Here is a 22,494-nt window from a genome sequence, read left to right on the forward strand (position 1 = left end):
ATGCCGCTGTTGTCGCGAGAGAATCCCGCGCGCGCCGTGTCCCTGCCCGATGGCACCACCTTCGTGGATGTGCTCCGCGAGCGGGCCCTCCTCCAGCCCGACGCCCGGGTCTTCACCTTCCTCGACGAGGCGGGGGAGTCCTCCGTCACCTACCGCGAGCTGGACGAGGGCGCCCGCGCCGTCGCCGCCACCCTGCACCAGCACCTCGCTCCCGGTGATCGGGCGCTCCTGCTCTACCCGCCGGGCCGTGAGTACGTGCTGGGCTTCCTCGGGTGCCTCTACGCCGGGGTGATCGCCGTCCCCGCGTATCCGCCCGATCCCTCCCGTCTCGCCCGCACCCTGCCCAGGCTCCAGTCCCTCGTGGCCGACTGCCAGGCCACCGCCGCGCTCACCACCTCCGGGCTGCTCGACATGGCCGGCGTCGTCACCGAGGACGCTCCCGGACTCCGCGCGCTGCGCTGGCTCGCCACCGATGCGCTCGCGCCCGGCGCCTCCCACGCGTGGTCCGCTCCCGCGCTGTCCTCCGATGACCTGGCCTTCCTCCAGTACACCTCCGGCTCCACCGGCACGCCCAAGGGCGTGATGCTCAGCCACCGCAACCTGCTGCACAACTCGGGGTTGATCGCGCTCGGCTTCGACGCCTCGCCCCAGCCCGTGGGCGTCATCTGGCTGCCGCCGTACCACGACATGGGGCTCATCGGCGGCATCCTCCAGCCCCTCTACCGCGATATCCCCACCGTGCTGATGTCGCCGCTCTTCTTCCTCCAGCGCCCCCTGAACTGGCTGGAGGCCATCTCCCGGCACGGCGGCACCGTCAGCGGCGGCCCCAACTTCGCCTACGAGCTGTGCGTCCGGAAGACGACCCCCGAGCAGCGCGCCGCGTTGGATCTGCGCGGTTGGGAAGTGGCCTTCTGCGGCGCCGAGCCCATCCGCCCGGAGACGCTGGACCGGTTCGCCGAGGCGTTCGCTCCCGCCGGCTTCCGGCGCGAGGCCTTCCATCCCTGCTACGGGCTCGCCGAGGGCACGCTCATCGTCAGCGGTGGGCGCAAGGCCACGCCGCCCGTGGTGCGCCGTCTGGAGCACTCCGGACGCCAGGGCGCGTCCATGGTCGGCTGTGGCGCCTCCCTGGGAGATCAGACGGTGCGCATCGTGGATCCCGAGACGTGCGAGCCGTGCGCCCCCGGCCACGTGGGGGAGATCTGGGTCCGCGGTGCCAGCGTGGCCCGTGGCTACTGGGAGCGCTCCGATGACACCGCCCGCGTCTTCCAGGCGCGTCTCGCGGGCTCCGGTGAGGGGCCGTACCTGCGCACCGGGGACCTCGGCGTGCTTGAGGGTGATGAGCTGTTCGTCACCGGCCGGCGCAAGGATCTCCTCATCATCCGCGGGCGCAACCACTACCCGCAGGACCTCGAGCTCACCGTGGAGCGGTGCGACCCGGGGCTGCGTCCAGGTTGTGGGGCCGCCTTCTCCGTGGACTCCGGGGGCGAGGAGCGGCTGGTCATCGTCCAGGAGTTCGCCGACCGCTCCGGCGGCGACCTGGAGATCCGCACCCGCGACGTCATCGCCCGCATCCGCCAGGCCGTGGCCGAGGAGCATGAGCTCGGCGTGCATGCCGTGGTGCTGCTCGTGCCCGGGAGCATCCCCAAGACGTCGAGCGGGAAGATCCAGCGGCATGCCTGCCGCACCGCGTTCCTCCGGGGCTCCCTGGAGGCCGTGGGCTCCTGGCGCGAGGGCTCCGCTGGGGCTCACGTGGCGGCGGCGCTCGTGGATGGGGCGGAGGAGTCCGCGCCCCCCTTGTCCGCGGGCGTGGAGGCGCTGCTGCCCTGGCTCTCCGCCCGCCTGTCGCGGGAGCTGCGGATTCCGGCCGGCGAGCTGCGGCTGGATGAGCCCCTCACGCGCTATGGGCTCGACTCGCTGCGCGCCATGGAGGTGCGCGGCTCGCTCGAGCTGACGTTCGGCGTGTCCCTGCCCGTCACCAGCCTGCTGCGCGGGCCCAGCGTGCGGGAGCTGGCCGAGAGCCTCATGGCCCGTCCCACGCCCGAGGCCGAGGCACCGCTCGCGCCCCAGGCCCTCGACGCGGCTCCGCCCCTCTCCGACGGTCAGCGCGCGCTGTGGTTCCTGCAGCGCATGTCTCCGGAGAGCACCGCGTACCACGTGGTCCGCGCGGCGCGGATCCGCTCGCGCCTCGATGTGGCCGCGTTGGAGCGGGCCTTCCTGTGTCTCGTGGCGCGCCATCCGTCGCTGCGCGCCGTGTTCCCCGAGGAGAATGGTGCCCCCGTTCCGCGCTTCCTGGAGCCCTCGGGCCCCATCCTCCACGTGGAGGACGCCACCGGCTGGAGCGAGGCCCGGTTGCGAACGCGGCTCGACGCCGAGGCCCACCGGCCCTTCGAGCTGGAGCACGGTCCCCTCATGCGCGTCCTGCTCTTCACCCGGGGCCCGGACGAGCACGTGCTGCTGCTCTCGCTCCACCACCTCATCACCGACTTCTGGTCCCTGGGCGTCATGGTGGAGGAGCTGGGCGCGCTCTACACGGCGGAGACGGGGGGCCTCGCGGGCGTGCTGCCGGCCCTGTCTCCGAGCCCCGTGGAAGCCACCCGCGCGCTCTCGGCCCGGATCGCGGGCCCTCGGGGCGAGGTGCTTCGCTCCTTCTGGAAGCAGCGGCTCGGCGGGGAGCTGCCCCTGCTCGCGCTGCCCACGGATCGTTCCCGGCCCCGGCTCCAGTCCTTCCGCGGTGACACGCTCCCGTTCCACGTGGGGCCCGAGCTCACCCGGCGCGTGAATGCGCTCGCGCGCGAGAGCGGGGCCACGCCGTACATGGTGCTGCTCGCCGCCTTCTTCACCTTCCTGCGCCGCTACACCGGCCAGGAGGACCTCGTCGTGGGCTCGCCCACCGCGGGCCGCACCCGGCCGGAGCTGAGCCGGCTCGTGGGCTACCTCGTCAACCCCGTGGCCCTGCGCGCCAGCATTCCCCCGGGCACCACCTTCCGCGAGCTGCTCGCCCAGACCCGGAGCACGGTGCTCGAGGCGCTGGAGCACCAGGACATGCCCTTCCCCCGCCTGGTGGAGGAGCTCCATCTCTCGCGCGAGCCGGGGCACTCGCCCGTCTTCCAGGCCATGTTCGTCCTGCAACGCGGCCACCTGCCTGGAGAGGGCACCTCGCTGACCTCCTTCGCGCTGGGCGATCCGGGCGCGCGCATGAGCCTGGGGGCCCTGGAGATCGAGTCCCTGCCGCTCACTCGCCGGGGATCGGCGTTCGATCTCACCCTGATGATGGCCGAGACGGAGAGCGGGTTGGGTGGCTCGCTGGAGTACTGCACGGACCTCTTCGAGGCCGCCACGGCCGGGCGCATGGCGCGGCACTTCGTGTCGCTGCTGGCGGAACTGGTGGAAGCGCCCGGGCGCCGGGTGGAGGAGGTGGAACTGCTGAATGGGGAGGAGCGGGCCCGGGTGATGGAGGCGTGGAGCCGGGGGCCGCGCGTGGACGTGCCCGTGGAGGGGCTGGCGCAGCTGCTGGAGACACAGGCGGCGCGCGCGCCCGAGGCGGTGGCGGTGGAGGGAGACGGGCAGCGGCTGAGCTACCGGGAGCTGGAGGCGCGGGCGAGGCGGCTCGGCGCCCGGCTGCGGCGCGAGGGCGTGGGGCCGGAGGTGCGCGTGGGCGTGCTGCTGGAGAAGAGCGTGGAGGCGGTGGTGGCCTTCTGGGGCGTGCAGAAGGCGGGAGGCGTGTACGTGCCGCTGGAGGCGGTGCAACCCCGGGAGCGGCTGGAGTGGATGGCGCGGGACGCGGGCGTGCGCGTGGTGGTGACGCGGCGCGAGCTGGAGGAGCGGTGCGCTCCGCCCGAGGGCGCGCGGGTGGTGCGGCTGGAGGAGACGGGCGAGGAGGCGTTGCTTCCGCTGGAGAGCGGCGTGCGGGCCGGCAACGTGGCGTACATCCTCTACACCTCGGGCAGCACGGGGCGGCCCAAGGGCGTCGAGGTGACGCACGCGGGGCTGTGTGACCTGGCGTACGCGCGGGCGCTGTCGTTGGGGCTCGGGACGGACACCCGGGTGTTGCAGCTCGCGTCGCTGGGCTTCGATTCCTCCGTCTGGGAGTACCTGCTGACGCTGTCGGTGGGCGGGACGCTGTACGTGCCCGAGGGAGGACGGGTGCCCCTGGGCGAGGAGCTGCGGCGGGTGCTGGTGGAGGGCGCGGCGACGATGGTGACGCTGCCTCCGTCCGTGCTGGCGCTGCTGCCGGACGAGGGCCTGGAGCACCTGCGGGTGGTGATGTCCGTGGGCGAGGCCTGCCCGCCCGCGTTGGTGGAGAAGTGGGGGAGGGGACGGCGCTTCCTCAACGGGTACGGGCCCACGGAGGTGTCGGTGGCCGTCTCGTGGGCGGAGTGCGTGCCCGGAGAGGGCCGGCCTTCCATCGGCGCGCCGCTGGGCAACGTGGAGGCGTACGTGCTGGATGGAGCGCTGCGGCCCGTTCCTCCCGGCGTGGCGGGAGAGCTGTACCTGGGCGGCCCCGGCGTGGCGCGAGGCTACGTGGGGCGGCCGGACCTGACCGCCGAGCGCTTCGTGCCCCACCCCTTCGGCCGCGAGGGCGGTGAGCGGCTGTTCCGCACGGGAGACGTGGTCCGGTGGAGGGTGGATGGGCGGCTCGACTACGTGGGCCGCGTGGATGCGCAGGTGAAGGTGAACGGCGTCCGCGTGGAGCCGGGCGAGGTGGAGGCCGCGCTGCGCGAGCTGGGAGGCGCGAAGCAGGCCCACGTGAAGGCGTGGAAGAGTCCCTCGGGCGAGGCCCGGCTGGTGGGCTACGTGGTGCCCGGGGAGTCCACCCTCCGCGAGACCCGTGAGCTGCGCGCGCTGCTGCGCCAGCGTCTGCCCGAGTCCCTGGTGCCCTCGGCCTTCGTCTTCCTGGAGGCCCTGCCCCTGTCCCCCAGCGGCAAGGTGGACGGCCGGGCCCTTCCTCCTCCCGAGCCCCCCGCGCGCTCCGCCTCCTTCGTTCCTCCCCGCGGCCCGCTCGAGGTGTCCATCGCGCGCTGCTGGGCCCAGGCGCTCGGGCGCGAGGCCGTGGGCCTGCATGATCATTTCTTCGATGAGCTCGGCGGCAGCTCGCTCACCGTCGTCAGGGCCTGCGCCCTGCTGCGCGAGGAGCTGCGGCGCGATGTGCCCATCGTCCACCTCTTCGAGCACCCCACGGTCCACGGGCTCGCCAGACGGCTGGAGCAGGCCGTGAGCACCGAGACTCGCAACACCAATCATCAGGATCGCGCGGAGGCGCGCCGGCAGGTCCTCCAGCGCCGCAACCCCCGAGGAAATCGTGGCAATGGCTGAGAACGACATCGCGATCATCGGCATGGCGGGGCGCTTCCCCGGCGCCGCCGACATCCACGCCTTCTGGCGGAACCTGCGCGAGGGCGTCGAGTCCATCTCCCGCTTCCAGGCGGAGGAGCTGGAGTCCTCTCCGCTCGTCCCCGAGGCGCTGCGCGCGCACCCGGACTTCGTGCGCGCCGGTGGCGTGCTCGAGGGCGCGGACCTGTTCGATCACGGCTTCTTCGACATCGCCCCCCGCGAGGCGCTGTGGATGGATCCCCAGCAGCGCGTGTTCCTGGAGTGCGCCTGGGCCGCGCTCGAGGACGCGGCGTATGATCCGGAGCGCTTCCCCGGGAAGATCTCCCTCTACGCGGGCGCCGGCCAGTCCGGCCACGTGCTCTCCCTGCTGGGCCACGTGAAGAAGGAGCCGGCCTCGCTCTTCGAGGCGCTCGGCACCACCAACGCGGAGAACGTTGCCACCAAGGCGTCCTTCAAGCTCCGGCTGCGCGGCGAGAGTCTGGCGCTCTACACCGCGTGCTCCACGGGCCTCGTCGCCGTCCACATGGCCTGCCAGAGCCTCCTGCTGCGCCAGTCCGACATCGCCCTGGCCGGCGCGGTCCGCATCTCGCTCCCGCAGCGCACCGGCTACCTCTACCAGGACGGGATGATCTTCTCGCCCGACGGGCACTGCCGCGCCTTCGACGCGCGCGCCCGGGGCACCGTGAGTGGCAATGGCGTGGGAGTGGTCGTCCTCAAGCCGCTCGCCGACGCGCTGCGGGACGGCGATCACGTCTATGCCGTCATCAAGGGCTCGGCCATCAACAACGACGGCCACCAGAAGGTGGGCTACACCGCGCCCAGCGTCGAGGGTCAGGCGGAGGCCATCTCCGAGGCCCTCGCCTACGCGGGCGTCGGGGCGAACGACATCGGCTACGTGGAGGCCCACGGTACCGGCACGCCCCTCGGGGATCCGATCGAGGTGTCCGCGCTCACGCGCGCCTTCCGCCGCGACACGGACGAACGCGGCTTCTGCGCGCTCGGCTCGGTGAAGACCAACATCGGCCACCTGGACACCGCCGCGGGCATCGCCGGCCTGCTCAAGGCCACCCTGGCGCTGCACCACGAGGAGATTCCCCCCAGCCTCCACTTCGAGCGCCCCAACCCGGCCATCGACTTCGCCGGCAGCCCCTTCTTCGTCGCCTCCGAGCGCCGGCCCTGGGCTCGCGGCGAGACGCCCCGGCTCGCGGGTGTCAGCTCCTTCGGCATCGGCGGCACCAACGCGCACGCCATCCTCGGCGAGGCCCCCATCACCGCGAGCCGTCCCAGTGCCCGGCCCCGCCAGCTCGTCACGCTCTCCGCGCGCACCCCGACCGCACTGGAGGCCATGACGCAGGAGCTCGCCTCCTGGTTGGAGGCCCGCCCGGGCGTGGACCTGGCCGACCTCGCCTTCACCCGGAACGTGGGACGCAAGGCCTTCGAGCACCGGCGCACGCTCGTCGCGGCGGATGTCCCTTCGCTGCTCGCCCGGTTGAAGACGCCTCCCGCGGCCCAGGCGATCGCCAGCCTGGAGGCGGCCCGTGAGCAGCGCGTGGCCTTCCTCTTCCCAGGCCAGGGCGCGCAGTCCGTGGGCATGGCCCGCGAGCTGTACGACGCCGAGCCCGGTTTCCGCGAGCACGTGGACGCCTGCCTCGCGCTGCTCACCCCGCGCCTGGGCCGGCCCCCGCGCCCGCTGCTGTACCCGGCCCCCGCGCAGGAGGCCGAGGCCCGTGAGGCGCTCGCGGATCCCCGCTACGCGCTGCCCCTCCTCTTCACCGTGGAGTACGCGCTCGCCCGGCTGTGGATGGACTGGGGCGTGGAGCCGCATGCCCTGTTCGGCCACAGCTACGGCGAGTACGTGGCCGCGTGCCTCGCGGGCGTGCTGACGCTGGAGGACGCGCTGGCGCTCGCGGTGGTGCGGGGCCAGTTGATGGCGCGCATGCCTGCTGGAGCCATGACCGCCGCGGGCTGCTCCGAGGCCGAGCTCCAACCCCTGCTCACCGGGGCGCTGTCGCTCGCGTCGATCAACGGCGCCAGCCGCTGTGTCGTCTCCGGCCCCGTGGACGAGGTGGAGCGGCTCGAGCAGGAGCTCGCGCGCCGTGGCGTGGGCTCGCTGCGGCTGCCCGCGCGGCAGGCCTTCCACTCGGCGGACGTGGAGCCCCTGCGCGAGGAGCTCCAGCGCACCGTCGCGGGACTGCGGCTGTCCGCGCCCCAGCGGCCCTATGTCTCCAGCCTCACCGGTACGTGGATCCGCCCCGAGGAGGCCACGGATCCGTCCTACTGGGCCCGGCAGATGCGTCAGCCCGTGCGCTTCGCCGCGGGCCTGGACACCCTCCAGCGGGACGGGTGCGCCGTCTTCCTGGAGGTGGGGCCCGATCAGGCGCTCACCACGCTGGCCCGCATGCACCTGCGCGGCTCGGAGCCGGTGCGCGTGGTGCCTTCGCTGCCTCGCGCGGGCGTCTCCGCGTCCGATCACGCCGCACTGCTGGAGGCGGTGGGCGCGCTGTGGCGGGCCGGGCTGGAGGTGAGCTGGGAGCGCTTCTATGCCCATGAGCAGCGCCAGCGTTTGTCCCTGCCCTCGTATCCCTTCGAGCGCCAGCCCTTCCGGCTCGAGCCCCGCTGGATGGAAATGGACGCGGCTCCGGCTCCGGCTCCTGTCGCAGCCAGGGCGCCCGTGGTGGTTGCGGCTCCCGTGGCGGCTCCGACTGGCAAGGAAGGCCCCCGCAGCGACGTCGAGCGGCAGGTGATGGCCATCTGGCGCGAGCGGCTCGGTGTCGAGGACTTCGGCATCCACGACAACTTCCTGGAGCTGGGCGGCAACTCGCTGATGGCGGCGCAGATGCTCACGCGCCTGCGCGAGTCCTTCCCCGTGCAGATTCCCCTGAGCGACCTCTTCGAGGCCCCCACCGTGGCGGGCGTCGCCGGGCGCATCGAGGCCCGCCTGAAGGAGGTGGAGGGCTCGGGGACCGGTGTTCCGCTGCCCAGGCTCGTGCCCGTGGCGCGCGATGGCGAGCTGCCACTGTCCTTCGTGCAGGAGCGCGTGTGCGCGCTCGAGCGCTTCACGCCCGGCAACCCGGCGCTCCACATGTCCGTGGCCCTCCGGTTGACGGGCTCGCTGGACGTGGGCGTGCTGGAGCGGAGCGTCGCGGAGATCGTCCGCCGCCACGAGGTCCTCCGCGTCACCTACGCTTCCGTGGACGGCCGGTTCGTTCCCCGTGTGCACTCCGAGATGAAGACGCCGCTCCAGGTGCTCGTCCTGGAGGGCTCCCGCGAGGAGCGTGAGGCAGAGGCCTTGAGGCTCGCCCAGGCGGACATCGAGCGGCCCTTCTCCCTGGAGCAGGGTCCCGTCCTCCGCGCCTCCCTGGCTCGTATCGCCGAGGACTCGCACCTGCTGTTCGTCACCGTGCACCACGTCATCTCGGACACGCTGTCCATGGTGGCGATCGCCCGCGAGCTGGCGGTGAACTACGAGGCCTTCCTCCAGGGCCGCCCCTCTCCGCTCCCCGCGCTCTCCGTGCAGTACATGGACTTCGCGGCCTGGCAGCGGCGCGCGCTGGAGTCCGGCGCCTTCTCGTCCCAGGTGGCCTATTGGCGCGAGCGCATGGCCGCTCCTCCCGGCCCGCTGGTGCTTCCCACGGATCGTCCGCGTGGGGCCTCGCGCTCGCTCCGCAGCGCCCGCTGCTTCTTCAGCCTGTCCCGCCGGCTCTCCGATGCCATCCTGGCGCTCGGCCAGCGCGAGGGCGTCACCTCCTTCATGATCCTCCTCGCCGGTTACAAGGCGCTGCTGGCCCGCTACGCCGGCCAGGAGGACATCGTCGTGGGCACGCCCATCGGCAACCGCTCCCGTGGCGAGCTGGAGCCGCTGATCGGCTACGTGGCCCACGCCGTCCCGCTGCGCACCGACCTCTCGGGCGATCCCACCTTCCGCGAGCTGCTCGGCCGCGTGCGCGACACGACGCTCGGCGCCAACGCGAACCCGGACGTCCCCTATGAGCACCTCATGCGCGAGCTCGAGCCCAAGAAGGATCCGGGCACCGCGCGGCTGTTCGACGCGCTCCTCGTGGTGCACCACGCGGGTTTCGGCTCTCACCTGGAGCTGCCCGGCCTCCGGATGGAGCACGTGCCGGTGGAGGCGCCCACGCAGTTCGGCTCGCTGCTCTCCAGCCACAGCATCGCCCTGGGAGAGACGGCGCACGGTTTCTCCGGTGACATGGAGTACGCCACCGAGCTCTTCGACGCGGCCACCATCGAGCGGATGATCGGCCACTTCGAGGCGCTCCTCGAGTCGGCCGTGGCGGACCCCGGCCTGCGCCTCTCCGAGCTGCCCCTGGAGACCCGCGAGGAGCGGAGTCAGCGCGAGGCCCTCGCGGCCCCGGCTCCGCGTAGGGAGATCGTCTCGATTGCGCCGCTGCTGGAGGCCCAGGCCTCGCGGGCTCCGGATGCACCGGCCGTGGTCGCCGGAGCGCGGAGCCTCTCCTGGGGTGAGCTGCGCGAGCGGGCGCGGCGTCTGGCCTCGGTGCTGGTGCACAGGGGCGTGGGGCCGGAGCAGCTCGTGGCCGTGTGCCTGGAGCCGTCTCCCGAGCGCCTCGTGGCGCAGTGGGCCGTGCTGGAGGCCGGTGGAGCCTGGGTGCTCGTGCCGCCGTCGCGGCTGCGGGAACTGGCCTCGCTCGCTCTCGAGGGTTCACCGGTGCCGCTGCTGCTCACGGACTCACGGCTGCGCACCAGCGTCCCGTTGGATGCTTCGCGGGTGTTGCACGTGGACGCGCCCCTGGAGGAGGTGCCCGCGCTGGAGCACCGCGCCACTCCGGCCGGTGCGGAGGCCATGGTCTGTCTCGAGGCGCTGGGAGCCTCCGAGGCCACGCCGCGGCGGGCCATCCACACGCCCCGGACGGTGGCGCACCTGTTCCACGCGCTCGACCAGGGCATCGGAGGAACTTCCGGAGGCGCATGGCTGTGGGCCGAGGAAGCCGCGGGGCAGGGGAGCGGACTGGAAGTGCTGTGGGCCCTGTGCCGGGGCCTGCGCGTCGTCCTGCCGCGTGAGCCCGCGAGCGCCCGGTTCGTGGTGGGCCGCGACTCCTCGCCCCGCCGCCCGCTGGCCTTCAGCCTCTCGTACTTCGCCAATGACGAGGACGCGCTCGGCCGGCGCAAGTACCAGCTCCTGCTGGAGGGCGCGCGCTTCGCCGACTCGCACGGCTTCTCCGCCATCTGGACGCCCGAGCGCCACTTCCACTCGTTCGGTGGCCTCTACCCGAGCCCCGCCATCACCGGCGCGGGCATCGCCACCCTCACCGAGCACGTGGGCATCCGCGCCGGCAGCGTGGTGCTCCCCCTGCACGATCCCCTCCAGGTGGCCGAGGAGTGGTCGATGATCGACAACCTCTCCGGTGGCCGGGTGGGGGTGTCGTTCGCCTCGGGGTGGCACGCGAATGACTTCGTCTTCGCCCCGGACCACTACGCGCGCCGCAAGGAGATCATGCACCGTGGCATCGAGACGGTGCGGCACCTGTGGCGGGGCGGGACGGTGCGCCGCCGCAACGGGGATGGCAAGGAGGTGGAGATCGCCATCCGCCCGAAGCCGGTGCAGGCCGAGCTGCCCTTCTGGCTCACGGCCGCCGGCAGCCCGGAGACCTTCCGGCTCGCGGGCGAGCTGGGCGCCCACGTGCTCACCAACCTGATGGGCCAGCAGCTCGACTCGCTGGCCGAGAAGGTGGCGCTCTACCGCGAGACGTGGCGGCGGCATGGCCATCCGGGCCGGGGCCACGTGAGCCTGATGATGCACGCCTTCCTCGGCACGGATGTCTCCGCGGTGCGCCGCACCGTGCGCGAGCCGTTGATGCGCTACTTCCGCGGCTCGGTGGACATCTCCAGTGGCTTCATCGCCAGCCAGGGCCTCAACGTGGACCCGCGGAGCCTCTCGCCCCGCGACATGGAGGCGATGCTGGAGCACGGCTTCGAGCGCCACCTGGAGGACGGCGGGCTCTTCGGGACGCCCGAGTCCTGTGAGGCCATGGTCGAGCGCGTGCGGCGGCTGGACGTGGACGAGGTGGCCTGTCTGGTGGACTTCGGCACCAGCCTGGAGGAGACGATGACCAGCCTCCAGCACCTGGACACCCTGCGGCGGCGCTCGCAGCCGGAAGGGACCGGGGCCGTGCCGTCCGTGTTGGAGGAGAGCAGCTCGGAGGTGGAGTCGGTGCTCGCGCTGGTGCGCGAGACGGGCGCCACGCACCTGCACTGCACGCCCTCGCTGGCCCGCGCGCTCGCCGCGCTCCCGCGAGTCTCCGAGGAGCTCCGCTCCGTGCGGCGGCTGTTCGTCGAGGGCGCGGCTCCGGAGCTGGCCGCCTCGCTCGCTCGCGCGGCCGGCGTGGAGGTGCTGCGCCGCGAGGAGTCCTTCGGGCCCGCGGCGTGGGTGCCCGTGCGCGCGGAGGAGAAGGGGACCCCTGTCTTCCTGCCTCCCGCTCATCTGCACGTTCAGGTGCTGGACTCCCGGGGCATGCCCGTTCCCGTGGGCGTCCCCGGCGTGCTCGCCATCGCGGGCGAGGGCGTCCCGCGCGGCTTCTGGAAGGAGCCTCCGCTGGAGCCGGGAGCACGGCTGCTCCCCACGGGCCACCGCGCCCGGCGCAGGGCCGATGGCTCCGTGGAACTGCTCGCGGGGAGTGCTCCGGCGGTCCGCCGTCCGGCGCCTTCGCCCGTCCAGGCTCCGCGCCCGAAGGTGGCTCGTCCCGAGGGCCCGCCCGCCATCGCCCGCGTGCCGCGCGATCGGCCGCTGCCCCTCAGCTTCTCCCAGCAGCGGCTGTGGTACCTGGATCAGCTCGAGCCGGGGAACGTGGCCTACAACAACCCGTCCGCGCTGCGCCTCAGTGGGCCCTTGAACGCCGCCGCACTGGAGCGCGCCCTCAACGAGGTGGTTCGCCGTCACGAGGCGCTCCGGACCACCTTCGCCCTGGAGGACTCCGGCCCCGTGCAGCGCATCGCTGGGTCCCTGTCCGTGCCCCTGCCGGTGGCGCGGCTGGGGGCCCAGGGAGACCGTGACGCGGCGATCCTCGAGTGGGCCCGTGAAGAGGCCCGGCGGCCTTTTGATCTCGCGGCCGGTCCGCTGATTCGCGCGGCGCTGCTGCGCGTCGAGGACACGGAGCACGTGCTGCTCGTCACCCCGCACCACATCGTCTCCGATGGCTGGTCCGCGGGCGTGATGTTGAAGGAGCTGGCGGTCCTGTACGCTGCCTTCGTCTCGGGGGCCGCCTCGCCGCTGCCGGAGCTGCCCGTGCAGTACGTGGATTACGCCGCGTGGCAGCATGCGTGGCTGCGCGGCCCCACGCTGCAGAAGGAGCTGTCCTGGTGGAAGCAGACCCTGGCCGACGTGCCGGTGCTGCGGCTCTCCACCGACAAGCCCCGGCCGGCGGTGCAGTCCTACCGGGGCGCGCAGCACCGCTTCACCGTGCCCCGGAGCGTGGCCGATGCGCTGGGGACGATCGCGAAGCGCGAGGGCGCCACGCCCTTCATGGTGCTCATGGCCGCCTACCAGTTGCTCCTGTCCCGCTACAGCGGCCAGGACGACTTCGCGGTGGGCACCGCCGTGGCGGGCCGCAGCCGCCCCGAGCTCGAGCCGCTCGTGGGCTGCTTCATCAACTCGCTGCCCCTGCGCGCCGATCTCTCCGGGGATCCGTCCTTCGTGGAGCTGCTCGGCCGCGTCCGCCGCACCGCCCTGGATGGCTTCGCCCACCAGGAGGTCCCCTTCGAGAAGCTGGTCGACGCGCTGCACGTCTCGCGTGACCTGGGCCACTCGCCCATCTTCCAGACGCTGCTGGTGCTCCACAACGTCCCCATGCCCACCGTGCGGCTCGCGGGCCTCACCCTGAGCGGCATGGACCTCCACGTGGGCGCCGCCAAGTTGGATCTCGCGCTGGAGCTGCGCGAGACGCCGGACGGCCTGTGGGGCGGCCTCGAGTACAACACCGATCTCTTCGACGCGGAGACCATCGCCCGCCTGGGCGGCCACTTCGTGCGCCTGCTCGAGGGCATCGCCGCGGCTCCGGAGCAGCGGCTCTCCGCGCTGACGCTCCTGTCCGAAGCGGAGCGCCGTCAGCTCCTGGTGGAGTGGAATCCGCCTCACGTGCCCGCGTCTTCCGCCACCGTGCTCGAGCTCTTCGAGGCCCAGGTGGCTCGGACTCCGGACGCGCCCGCCGTGGCCGATGCCGGAGAGGTGCTCTCGTACCGCGAGCTGGCCGCGCGGGCCTGGCGCATCGCCTCACTGCTGCGGCGGCAGGGCGTGGGCCCCGAGCGCGTGGTGGCCCTCGGCCTGGAGCGCCCCACGGACGTCGTGTCCTCCATCCTGGGCACGCTCGCGGCCGGAGGCGCCTGGCTCCCGTTGGACCTGTCGAGCCCGCCGGAGCGGTTGCGGCTCGTGCTCGAGGACGCCGGGGCGCGCGTGGTGCTCACCCGGGAGGCCATGAGCGGCCGATTCGCGGGAGAGGGAAGGACCGTGCTCGCCGTGGAGTCCGCGGCGTCCGAGCCTTCCGTGCCTCCCACGTCGCGCCCCGAGCCCCATCACGCGGCCTACGTGCTCTTCACCTCCGGCTCCACGGGCAAGCCCAAGGGCGTGGTGGTGGAGCACCGCCAGCTCGCGCATGCCACCCGGGCCCGCTTCGAGGTGTATGGGACTCCGGGCGTCTGCGTCCCGCTGTCGCCGTTCACCTTCGATGCCTCGCTCGCCGGCCTGTTCTGGACGCTGCTCCACGGCGGCACGCTGCGCTTCCCGGACTCCGGCGTGATGGATGATCCGCGCGAGCTGGCCGCCTCGCTCGCGCGGCACGGTGTCACGCACCTCATCGGCGTGCCGGTGCTGTACGCGCAGATCCTCGCGGCGGCTCCGGCCGGTGGGCTCTCCAGCCTGCGGGCCGTGACCGTTGGCGGCGAGGCGTGCCCGCGTGAGCTGGTCCGCGCTCATCATGAGGCGCTGCCCGATACGGCCCTCTTCAACGAGTACGGCCCCACCGAGGCCACCATCTGGAGCACCGTGCACAAGGTGGTGCCCGCGGACCTGGGACCCGTGCCCATCGGCCGGGCCATCCCAGGTGCCCGGGCGTACGTGCTCGACGAGCGCCTCCAGCCCGTCCCCGTGGGCGTGCCGGGCGAGCTGTACGTGGGCGGCGCGGGCGTGGCGCGTGGCTATCTCCACCGGCCCGAGCTCACCTCCGAGCGTTTCGTCGCGGATCCGTTCGACACCACCCCCGGCGCGCGGCTGTACCGCACGGGCGATCGCGTGCGCTGGCGGAAGGACGGGGTGCTCGAGTTCCTCGGCCGACAGGATGGACAGGTGAAGGTGCGGGGCTTCCGCATCGAGACGGGCGAGGTGGAAGCGGCGCTCGCCGCCCACGCCGGACTGCGCGAGGTAGCGGTGGCCGCTCGCGAGGACGGGCGGGGGGGCCGGCGGCTCGTGGGCTACGTCGTGCCGCACCAGCGCCCAGGCCCGACACCGGACGCCCTGCGCGCCTTCCTGCGCGAGCGGCTCCCCGAGTACATGGTGCCCTCCGCCTTCGTGGAGCGCGAGGCCCTGCCGCGCACGCGCAATGGCAAGGTGGACATCGGTGCCCTGCCAGCTCCGGAGCTCCAGACGGCCGTGCGGAGCGCCGCGTACGTGGCACCGCGCAACGAGCTGGAGACGCAGCTCGCGCGCATCTGGTGCGAGGTGCTCGGCGTGGAGCGGGTGGGCGTGGACGACAACTTCTTCGAGCTGGGCGGGGACTCCATCCTCAGCATCCAGATCGTCACCCGGGCGGGCCGGGCCGGCATCGAGCTGTCGCCGCGCCAGGTGTTCCAGAACCCCACGGTGGCCCGGCTCGCGGCGGTGGCGAACACGCGGCTCGCCGTGCAGGCCGAGCAGGGACCCGTCACCGGACCGGTGGCGCTGAGCCCCATCCAGCGCTGGTTCTTCGCGCAGTCTCCGGCGGAGCCCCACCACTGGAACATGTCGCTCTTCCTGGAGGTGCGCACGGCCCTGGACGCGGCGTTGCTGGAGCGCACGCTGGGAATCGTGGCCGAGCACCACGATGCGCTGCGGCTGCGCTTCGCTCGCACGGAGACGGGCTGGCGGCAGGTGTGCGCGCCCCCGGGCGAGCCCGTGCGAGTGGAGCGCGTGGACCTGTCCGGCGTGGCTCCCGAGGCGCGGACCGCGGAGCTGGAGCGGCGGGCCACGGAGGCGCAGGGCTCGCTCCGGTTGGAGGAGGGGCCGCTGCTCCGGGCCGTGCTGTTCGACCTCGGAGCGGGACAGCCCGGGCGGCTGTTGCTCGTGCTGCACCACCTGGTGGTGGATGGTGTCTCCTGGCGCATCCTCCTGGAGGACCTGCTGGGCACGTACCAGCGGCTCGCGGCGGGCGCTCCGGTGGCCCTGCCTCCGAAGACCACTTCCTTCCAGGCGTGGGCCAACGGCCTCTCCGAGCACGCGCGCTCGGGCAAGCTGGACGCCGAGCGATCCTGGTGGCTGGCGCGTCCCTGGACTCGCGTGACGCGGCTGCCGGTGGACTCGCCAGGAGGGGAGAACCTGGAGGGCTCGGCCCGGAGCGTGAACCTGTCCCTCACCGCCGAGGAGACCCGCGCGCTGCTGCAGGACGTGCCGAAGGCGTACCACACGCAGATCAACGACGCGCTCCTCACGGCGCTGGCGAGGACGGTGGGCCGCTGGTCCGGCAACCCGCTGGTGCTGGTGGACGTGGAGGGCCACGGGCGCGAGGAGCTGCTCGCGGGCCTGGATGTCTCGCGCACGGTGGGCTGGTTCACCACGTTCTTCCCGGCGCTGCTGGAGGCCCGGGAGGCCGCGGGCCCCGGTGAAGTGCTGCGGGACGTGAAGGAGTCGCTGCGCGCCGTGCCTTCCAAGGGCATGGGCTACGGGCTGCTGCGCCACCTGAACGAGGACGCCGGGCTGGCGGGGCTCCCGTCCGCCGAACTGAGCTTCAACTACCTCGGACAGGTGGATGGGGCGCTGAACGGCAACGGGATGCTCGCGCTCGCGCCCGAGGGCATGGGCCCGCAGCGAGGGCCTCGCACCCGCAGGCCGTACCTGCTCGACGTGGTGGGCGCCGTGGTGGGCGGCCGCCTCCAGATGACGTGGACGTATGGGGAGTCGATTCACCGCCGGGAGACCGTCGAGAAGCTCGCGGCGGACTTCCTGGAGCGGCTGCGCGAGCTGATCGCGCACTGCCAGTCCCCCGAGGCCGGAGGCCACACGCCCTCCGACTTCCCGATGGCCAAGGTGAAGCAGTCCCAGCTCGACAAGCTTTCCGCACGGTTCGGCAAGAAGACCCCATGAGCGACAACATCGAGAACCTGTACCCGCTCTCCCCGTTGCAGCAGGGGATGCTCTTCCACGTCCTGCAGGAGCAGGGCTCGGGCCTGTACTTCAACCAGCTCTCCTGCGAGCTGCGTGGCGCGCTGAATCTCCCGGCCTTCACCGAGGCCTGGCGGCGGGCGGTGGCGGCGTTCTCCATCCTCCGCACGGCCATCGTCTGGGAGGACGTCGACGAGCCCCTCCAGGTGGTGCTCAACGAGGTGGAGCTGCCGCTCGAGCAGGAGGACTGGCGAGGGACTCCGGCGGCGGCGCAGGAGGCGCGCTTCACCGCGTGGCTGGAGGCGGATCGCCGCCGGGGCGTGGACCTCGGCACGCCGCCGCTGCTGCGCCTGTCGCTGCTGCGCACCGGGGACGCGGCGTACCGCTTCGTCTTCAGCCACCACCACATCCTGCTGGACGGGTGGTCCGTTCCGCTCCTCATCAAGCAGGTCTTCGTCCTCTACGAGAGCCTCGTCCGGGGCTTCACGCCGCGCGTGGAGCAGTCGCGGCCCTACGGCGATTACATCGAGTGGATTCAGGAGCGCGGGCTGGAGGAGTCCGAGCGCTTCTGGCGCCGCTCGCTCGCGGGCTTCTCCGAGCCCACCGCACTGGGGCGGGGCTTCCCGGGCCTGGACGGCTCGCCGGTGTCCGGCCGCGCCTCCCGGAGGATCCACCTCTCCGCCGCCACCACCGAGGCGCTGAATGCGCTGGCGCGCCAGCAGGGGCTCACGCTCAACACCGTGGTGCAGGGCGCGTGGGCGTTGCTGCTCGGCCACCATGCGGGGACCAAGGACGTCGTCTTCGGCACCACCGTCTCGGGCCGCCCGCCGGAGCTGTCCGGCGTGGAGGGCATGGTGGGCCTCTTCATCAACACGCTTCCGGTGCGCGTGCGCCTGCCCGCGGACGAGCCGGTCGTCACCTGGTTGAAGAATCTCCAGGCGTGGCTGCTGGAGATGCGGCAGCACGAGCACTCGCCGCTGGTGAAGGTGCAGCGCTGGAGTGACGTCCCACCGGGCACACCGCTCTTCGAGAGCCTGCTCGTCTTCGAGAACTACCCGGTGGACGCGGCGCTCACCGCGTCGTTGCCCTCGCTGGAGGTGCGGGACGTGCGCGCCGTCGAGGCGGACCACCATCCGCTGACGCTCACCGCCGTGCCGGGGCGTGAGCTGCGGCTGGAGCTCGCTCACGAGTGCGCGCGCTTCGACGCGGCCCACATCGAGCGGATGCTGGGGCAGCTCCGTCACCTGCTCGAGTCCATGGCCACCTGGCCCGAGCGGCCCCTGGCCGGGCTCCCGCTGCTCTCCGAGCGGGAGCGGCACCAGCTCCTGGTGGAGTGGAACGACACGCGGGCCGACTACCCTCGCGGGCGCTGCATCCACCAACTCGTCGAGGCCCAGGTCGAGCGGACGCCGGACGCGGTGGCGGTGGAGTTCGAGGGACAGCGGCTCACGTACCGGGAGCTGGACCGGCGCGCCAACCAGCTCGCCCATGCGCTGCGCGAGCGCGGCGTGGGCCCCGAGACGCGGGTGGGCCTGTGCGTGGAGCGCTCGCTGGAGATGGCGGTGGGGCTGCTCGGCATCCTCAAGGCCGGCGGTGCCTACGTGCCGTTGGATCCCGGCTATCCCCCCGCGCGGCTGGCCTTCATGCTGGAGGACTCCGCGCCCGCGGTGCTGCTCACCCAGCGGTACCTGGTGGAGCGGCTCGAGCCGAAGGGCACGCCGGTGCTCTGTCTGGACTCGGAGGGGCCGCAGCTCTCGCGCCTGAGCGCGGACGCGCCGGACGCGGGCGTGCACCCCGGCAACGCGGCCTACGTCATCTACACCTCCGGCTCCACCGGCCAGCCCAAGGGTGCCGTCATCACGCACCGCGCGCTGGGCAACCACATGGCGTGGATCCTCTCCGCGTTCGGTCTCGGGCCGGCGGATCGGGTGCTGCAGAAGACGCCGCTCAGCTTCGATGCCTCCGTCTGGGAGTGCTGGGCCCCGCTCATGTCCGGCGGACGGCTGGTCATCGCCGCTCCCGACGCACACCGGGACGGCGTCGCGCTCCTGGAGGCGGTGACGCGCGGGCAGGTGACGGTGCTCCAGCTCGTTCCGTCGCTGCTGCGGGTGCTGCTGGAGGCGGAGGGGCTGTCGCGGGCCACGAGCCTGCGCTGGCTCTTCTGCGGCGGCGAGGCGCTGCCCGTCGAGCTGGAGCACCGGCTGCGCGCGCAACTGCCCTCGGCCACCCTGGTCAACCTGTACGGCCCCACCGAGGCCACCATCGACGCCACCTTCGCGCGTTGCCCGTCCCCCGGCTCGGGGCCGACGGTCCCTATCGGCCGCCCCATCGCCAACACGCAGCTGTACCTGCTGGACGCATCGCTCCAGCCGGTGCCGGTGGGCGTGCCGGGCGAGCTGTTCCTCGGCGGCGAGGGGCTGGCGCGCGGCTATCTGCGCCGGCCGGAGCTGACGGCGGAGCGCTTCATTCCCCATCCCTTCAGTGGCTCGCCCGGCGCGCGGCTGTACCGGACGGGGGACCTGGCCCGCTACCTGCCGGACGGGAGCGTGGAGTTCCTGGGGCGGCGGGACGCGCAGGTGAAGGTGCGCGGCTTCCGTGTGGAGCTGGGCGAGGTGGAAGCGGCGCTGGCGAAGCACCCGGCGGTGCGCGAGGCGGTGGTGGTGGTCCGCGAGGACAACCCCGGCGTCCGGCGGCTGGTGGCGTACGTGACGGGCGAGCCTCGAGCGCCAGGCGCGGACGCGCTGCGTGCCTTCCTCGAGCGGGAGCTGCCCGCGCACATGGTCCCCGCGGCCTTCGTGGCGCTGGAGGCCCTGCCGCTCTCGCCCAACGGCAAGGTGGATCGCAAGGCGCTGCCGGCCCCGGACGCCACGCCCGCGGAGCAGGCCCGGGCCTTCGTCGCCCCTCGCGGCGAGGTGGAGCGGAAGCTGGCGGAGCTCTGGGCGCAGGTGCTCGGGCACGAGCGGGTGGGCATCCACGATGACTTCTTCGAGCTGGGCGGTGACTCCATCCTCGCCATCCAGATCATCTCCCGGGCCGCGCAGGCGGGAGTCCACATCACCGCGAAGCAGCTCTTCTCGCACAAGACGATCGCCCGGCTCGCGGCGGTGGCCGGCTCGGCGCCCGGAGTCACCGCCGAGCAGTCGCTGGTGACGGGGCCGGTGGTGTCCACGCCCATCCAGCGCTGGTTCTTCGAGCAGGAGCGGGTGAATCCGCACCACTACAACCAGGCACTGCTCTTCGCGTTGCGCGAGCCGTGGGACGTGGCGCTGCTCGAGCAGGCGCTCCAGCACCTGAGCCAGCACCACGACGTGCTGCGCCTGCGCTTCTCCCGGAATGGCGAGGGGTGGAGCCAGGAGCACGTGGGCTCCGTAGGGCGCTTCCCGCTGGAGCGCGTGGACCTCTCCGGCGTGGCGCCAGGCGGACGCCGGGAAGCCCTGGAGGCCCATGCCGCGAGGACGCAGGCCGCTCTGAATCTCCAGGAGGGGACGCTCGCGCGCGCGGTGCTGTACGACCTCGGCGCGGGGGAGCCGAGGCGGTTGTTGCTCGTCATCCACCACCTCGTGGTGGACGGCGTCTCGTGGCGGGTGCTGCTGACGGACCTCGTCACGGCGGGTGCCCAGCTCCAGGCGGGCGGGCCGGTGCGGCTGCCGCCGAAGACCACGTCCTTCCAGCAATGGGCGGAGCGGCTGGAGGCGTATGCCCAGACGCCGGCCATGCGCGAGGAGGCGGAGTACTGGTTGGGCCTGCCCTGGGAGCGTGTCTCGCGCCTGCCGATGGAGTTTCCCGGAGCGCTGCCCGGCGGTGAGGACACCGAGGGCTCCGCGCGCATGGTGCGGGTGGAGCTGGAGGCGGAGGAGACGCGGTTGCTCCTCCAGGAAGTGCCGCGGGCGTCGCGTGCGCGCGTGGAGGAGGTGCTGCTGGCGGCGCTGGTGGAGTCCTTCCGGCGCTGGACGGGCGTGCCGTGCCTGCAGGTGGACCTGGAGGGACACGGGCGCGAGGACGTGCTCGAGGGCGTGGACCTGTCACGCACGGTGGGCTGGTTCACCAGCCTGTACCCGGTGCTGCTCGAGGCGGGGGAGGGCCAGACGCTCGAGTCGGGGCTGCGAGCCGTCAAGGAGACCCTCCGCCGCATTCCGCGCCGGGGCCTGGGCTTCGGCGTGCTGCGCTACCTGTCGAAGGACGAGGCGCTGGCCGCCCGCCTGCGTGCGCTCCCGGCCGCGGAGGTGTCCTTCAACTACCTGGGGCAGCTCGACCACGTGCTGCCGCCGGAGTCGCCGCTCGCGCTGACCTCCGAGTCCGTGGGACCCACGCAGGACCCGAGGGACCGCCGCTCGCACCGGATCGGCGTGAATGCCCTCGTGTCCGGAGGCCGCCTCCAGGTGTCCTGGGCCTACGGCGAGCACCTCTACCGGAAGGAGACACTGGAGTCCCTGGCGCGTGGTTTCCTGGACGCCCTGCGCACCCTCCTCGCGCGCTGCACCACCGGGGACGAGGCGAGCCTCCTCACGCCGGCCGACTTCCCGCTGGCGCGGCTCGGGCAGACGCAGCTGGATGGGCTGGTGGAGCGTGTGGCCCGGGGCGGCGCGCGTGGCCGGAATCTCGAGGACCTGTACCCGCTCTCCCCGTTGCAGCAGGGCATGCTCTTCCACGTCCTGCGCGAGCAGGGTGGTGGCCTGTACTTCAACCAGCTCGTCTGCGAGCTGCGCGGCGTGTTGGACCTCTCCGCCTTCACGCGAGCCTGGCGGCAGGTGGGGGAGGCGCACTCCATCCTCCGGACGGCCATCGTCTGGGAGGGAGTCGACGAGCCCCTGCAGGTGGTGCTCCGCGAGGCGGAACTGCCGCTCGTCCAGGAGGACTGGCGTGAGGTGCCGGTCTCCGAGCAGGAGTCACGCTTCGCCACGTGGCTGGAGGCGGATCGCCGCCGGAGCTTCGAGCTGTCCTCGCCGCCCTTGAGCCGCCTGGCCCTGCTGCGCACCGGGGACGCGGTGTACCGTTTCGTCTTCAGTCACCACCACCTGTTGCTGGATGGGTGGTCCGTTCCCCTGCTGATCAAGCAGGTCTTCGGCCTCTACGAGCAGCTCTCCCGGGGGCAGGCGCCGAGGCTGGAGCAGACGCGGCCCTACGGCGATTACATCGCCTGGATCCAGTCGCGGAACCTGGAGGAGTCCGAGCGCTTCTGGCGCCGCTCGCTCGCGGGCTTCTCCGAGCCCACCGAGCCAGGCCGGGGCACCGCGAGCCAGGAAGTGCCCGGAGCCGTCCGGGCCACGCGGCAGCTCCACCTGTCCGCCGCCACCACCGAGGCGCTGAACGCATTCGCGCGCCAGCAGGGCCTCACGCTCAACACCGTGGTGCAGGGCGCGTGGGCGCTGCTGCTCGGCCACCATGCGGGGACGAAGGACGTCGTCTTCGGCACCACCGTGTCCGGCCGCCCGCCGGAGCTGCCCGGAGTGGAGGGCATGGTGGGCCTCTTCATCAACACGCTGCCGGTGCGCGTGCGCCTGACGCGGGACGAGCCGCTCATCCCTTGGCTCCAGCGGCTCCAGGCGTGGCTGCTGGAGATGCGGCAGCACGAGCACTCGCCGCTGGTGAAGGTGCAGCGCTGGAGCGAGGTGCCCGCGGGGACGCCGCTCTTCGAGAGCCTGGTGATCTTCGAGAACTATCCGGTGGACGCGGCGCTCACGGCGTCGCTGCCCTCGCTGGAGGTGCGCGATGTCCGCTCGCTGGAGTCGGATCACCACCCGTTGACGCTCATCGCATCGCCCGCGCGGGAGATGCCGCTTCACCTGGCCTACGACGCGGCGCGATTCGACGCGGCGCATGCCGGACGGATCCTGGAGCAGCTGCGC

Annotated in this window: 3 protein-coding genes (1 of these 3 cut by a window edge); all 3 read left to right on the plus strand. The window is 72.8% G+C overall.

Annotated features, from left to right (window positions below; translation table 11 throughout):
• Tightly spaced (each overlapping or abutting the next), the 3 genes in view from VFZ09_RS21870 to VFZ09_RS21880 form a layout consistent with a single transcriptional unit that may run on beyond the window.
• Positions 1 to 5,313: a non-ribosomal peptide synthetase gene (locus VFZ09_RS21870; RefSeq protein ID WP_329729581.1), complete on the plus strand. Its 5,313-nt coding sequence runs from the start codon at positions 1 to 3 to the stop codon at positions 5,311 to 5,313.
• The gene (locus VFZ09_RS21875) at positions 5,306 to 16,630 is read left to right on the plus strand and encodes a non-ribosomal peptide synthetase/type I polyketide synthase (RefSeq protein WP_329729582.1); all 11,325 of its coding nucleotides are present in this window, start codon (positions 5,306 to 5,308) and stop codon (positions 16,628 to 16,630) included. Before VFZ09_RS21870 ends, VFZ09_RS21875 begins: the two co-directional genes overlap by 8 nt.
• On the plus strand, positions 16,627 to 22,494 hold the 5' end (the start) of the coding sequence (locus VFZ09_RS21880; RefSeq protein WP_329729583.1) for a non-ribosomal peptide synthase/polyketide synthase. The gene runs 12,483 nt beyond the window's last position; the window shows 5,868 of its 18,351 coding nt (coding positions 1–5,868); it begins with the start codon at positions 16,627 to 16,629; its stop codon lies beyond the right edge, outside the window. Before VFZ09_RS21875 ends, VFZ09_RS21880 begins: the two co-directional genes overlap by 4 nt.

Source organism: Archangium sp. (assembly GCF_036277355.1).
Lineage (GTDB): Bacteria > Myxococcota > Myxococcia > Myxococcales > Myxococcaceae > Archangium.

What these genes read in the sequence shown, in the direction of transcription:
- VFZ09_RS21870 (WP_329729581.1), top strand. Translation starts at nt 1, where the DNA reads ATGCCGCTGTTGTCGCGAGAGAATCCCGCGCGCGCCGTGTCCCTGCCC.
- VFZ09_RS21875 (WP_329729582.1), top strand. Translation starts at nt 5,306, where the DNA reads ATGGCTGAGAACGACATCGCGATCATCGGCATGGCGGGGCGCTTCCCC.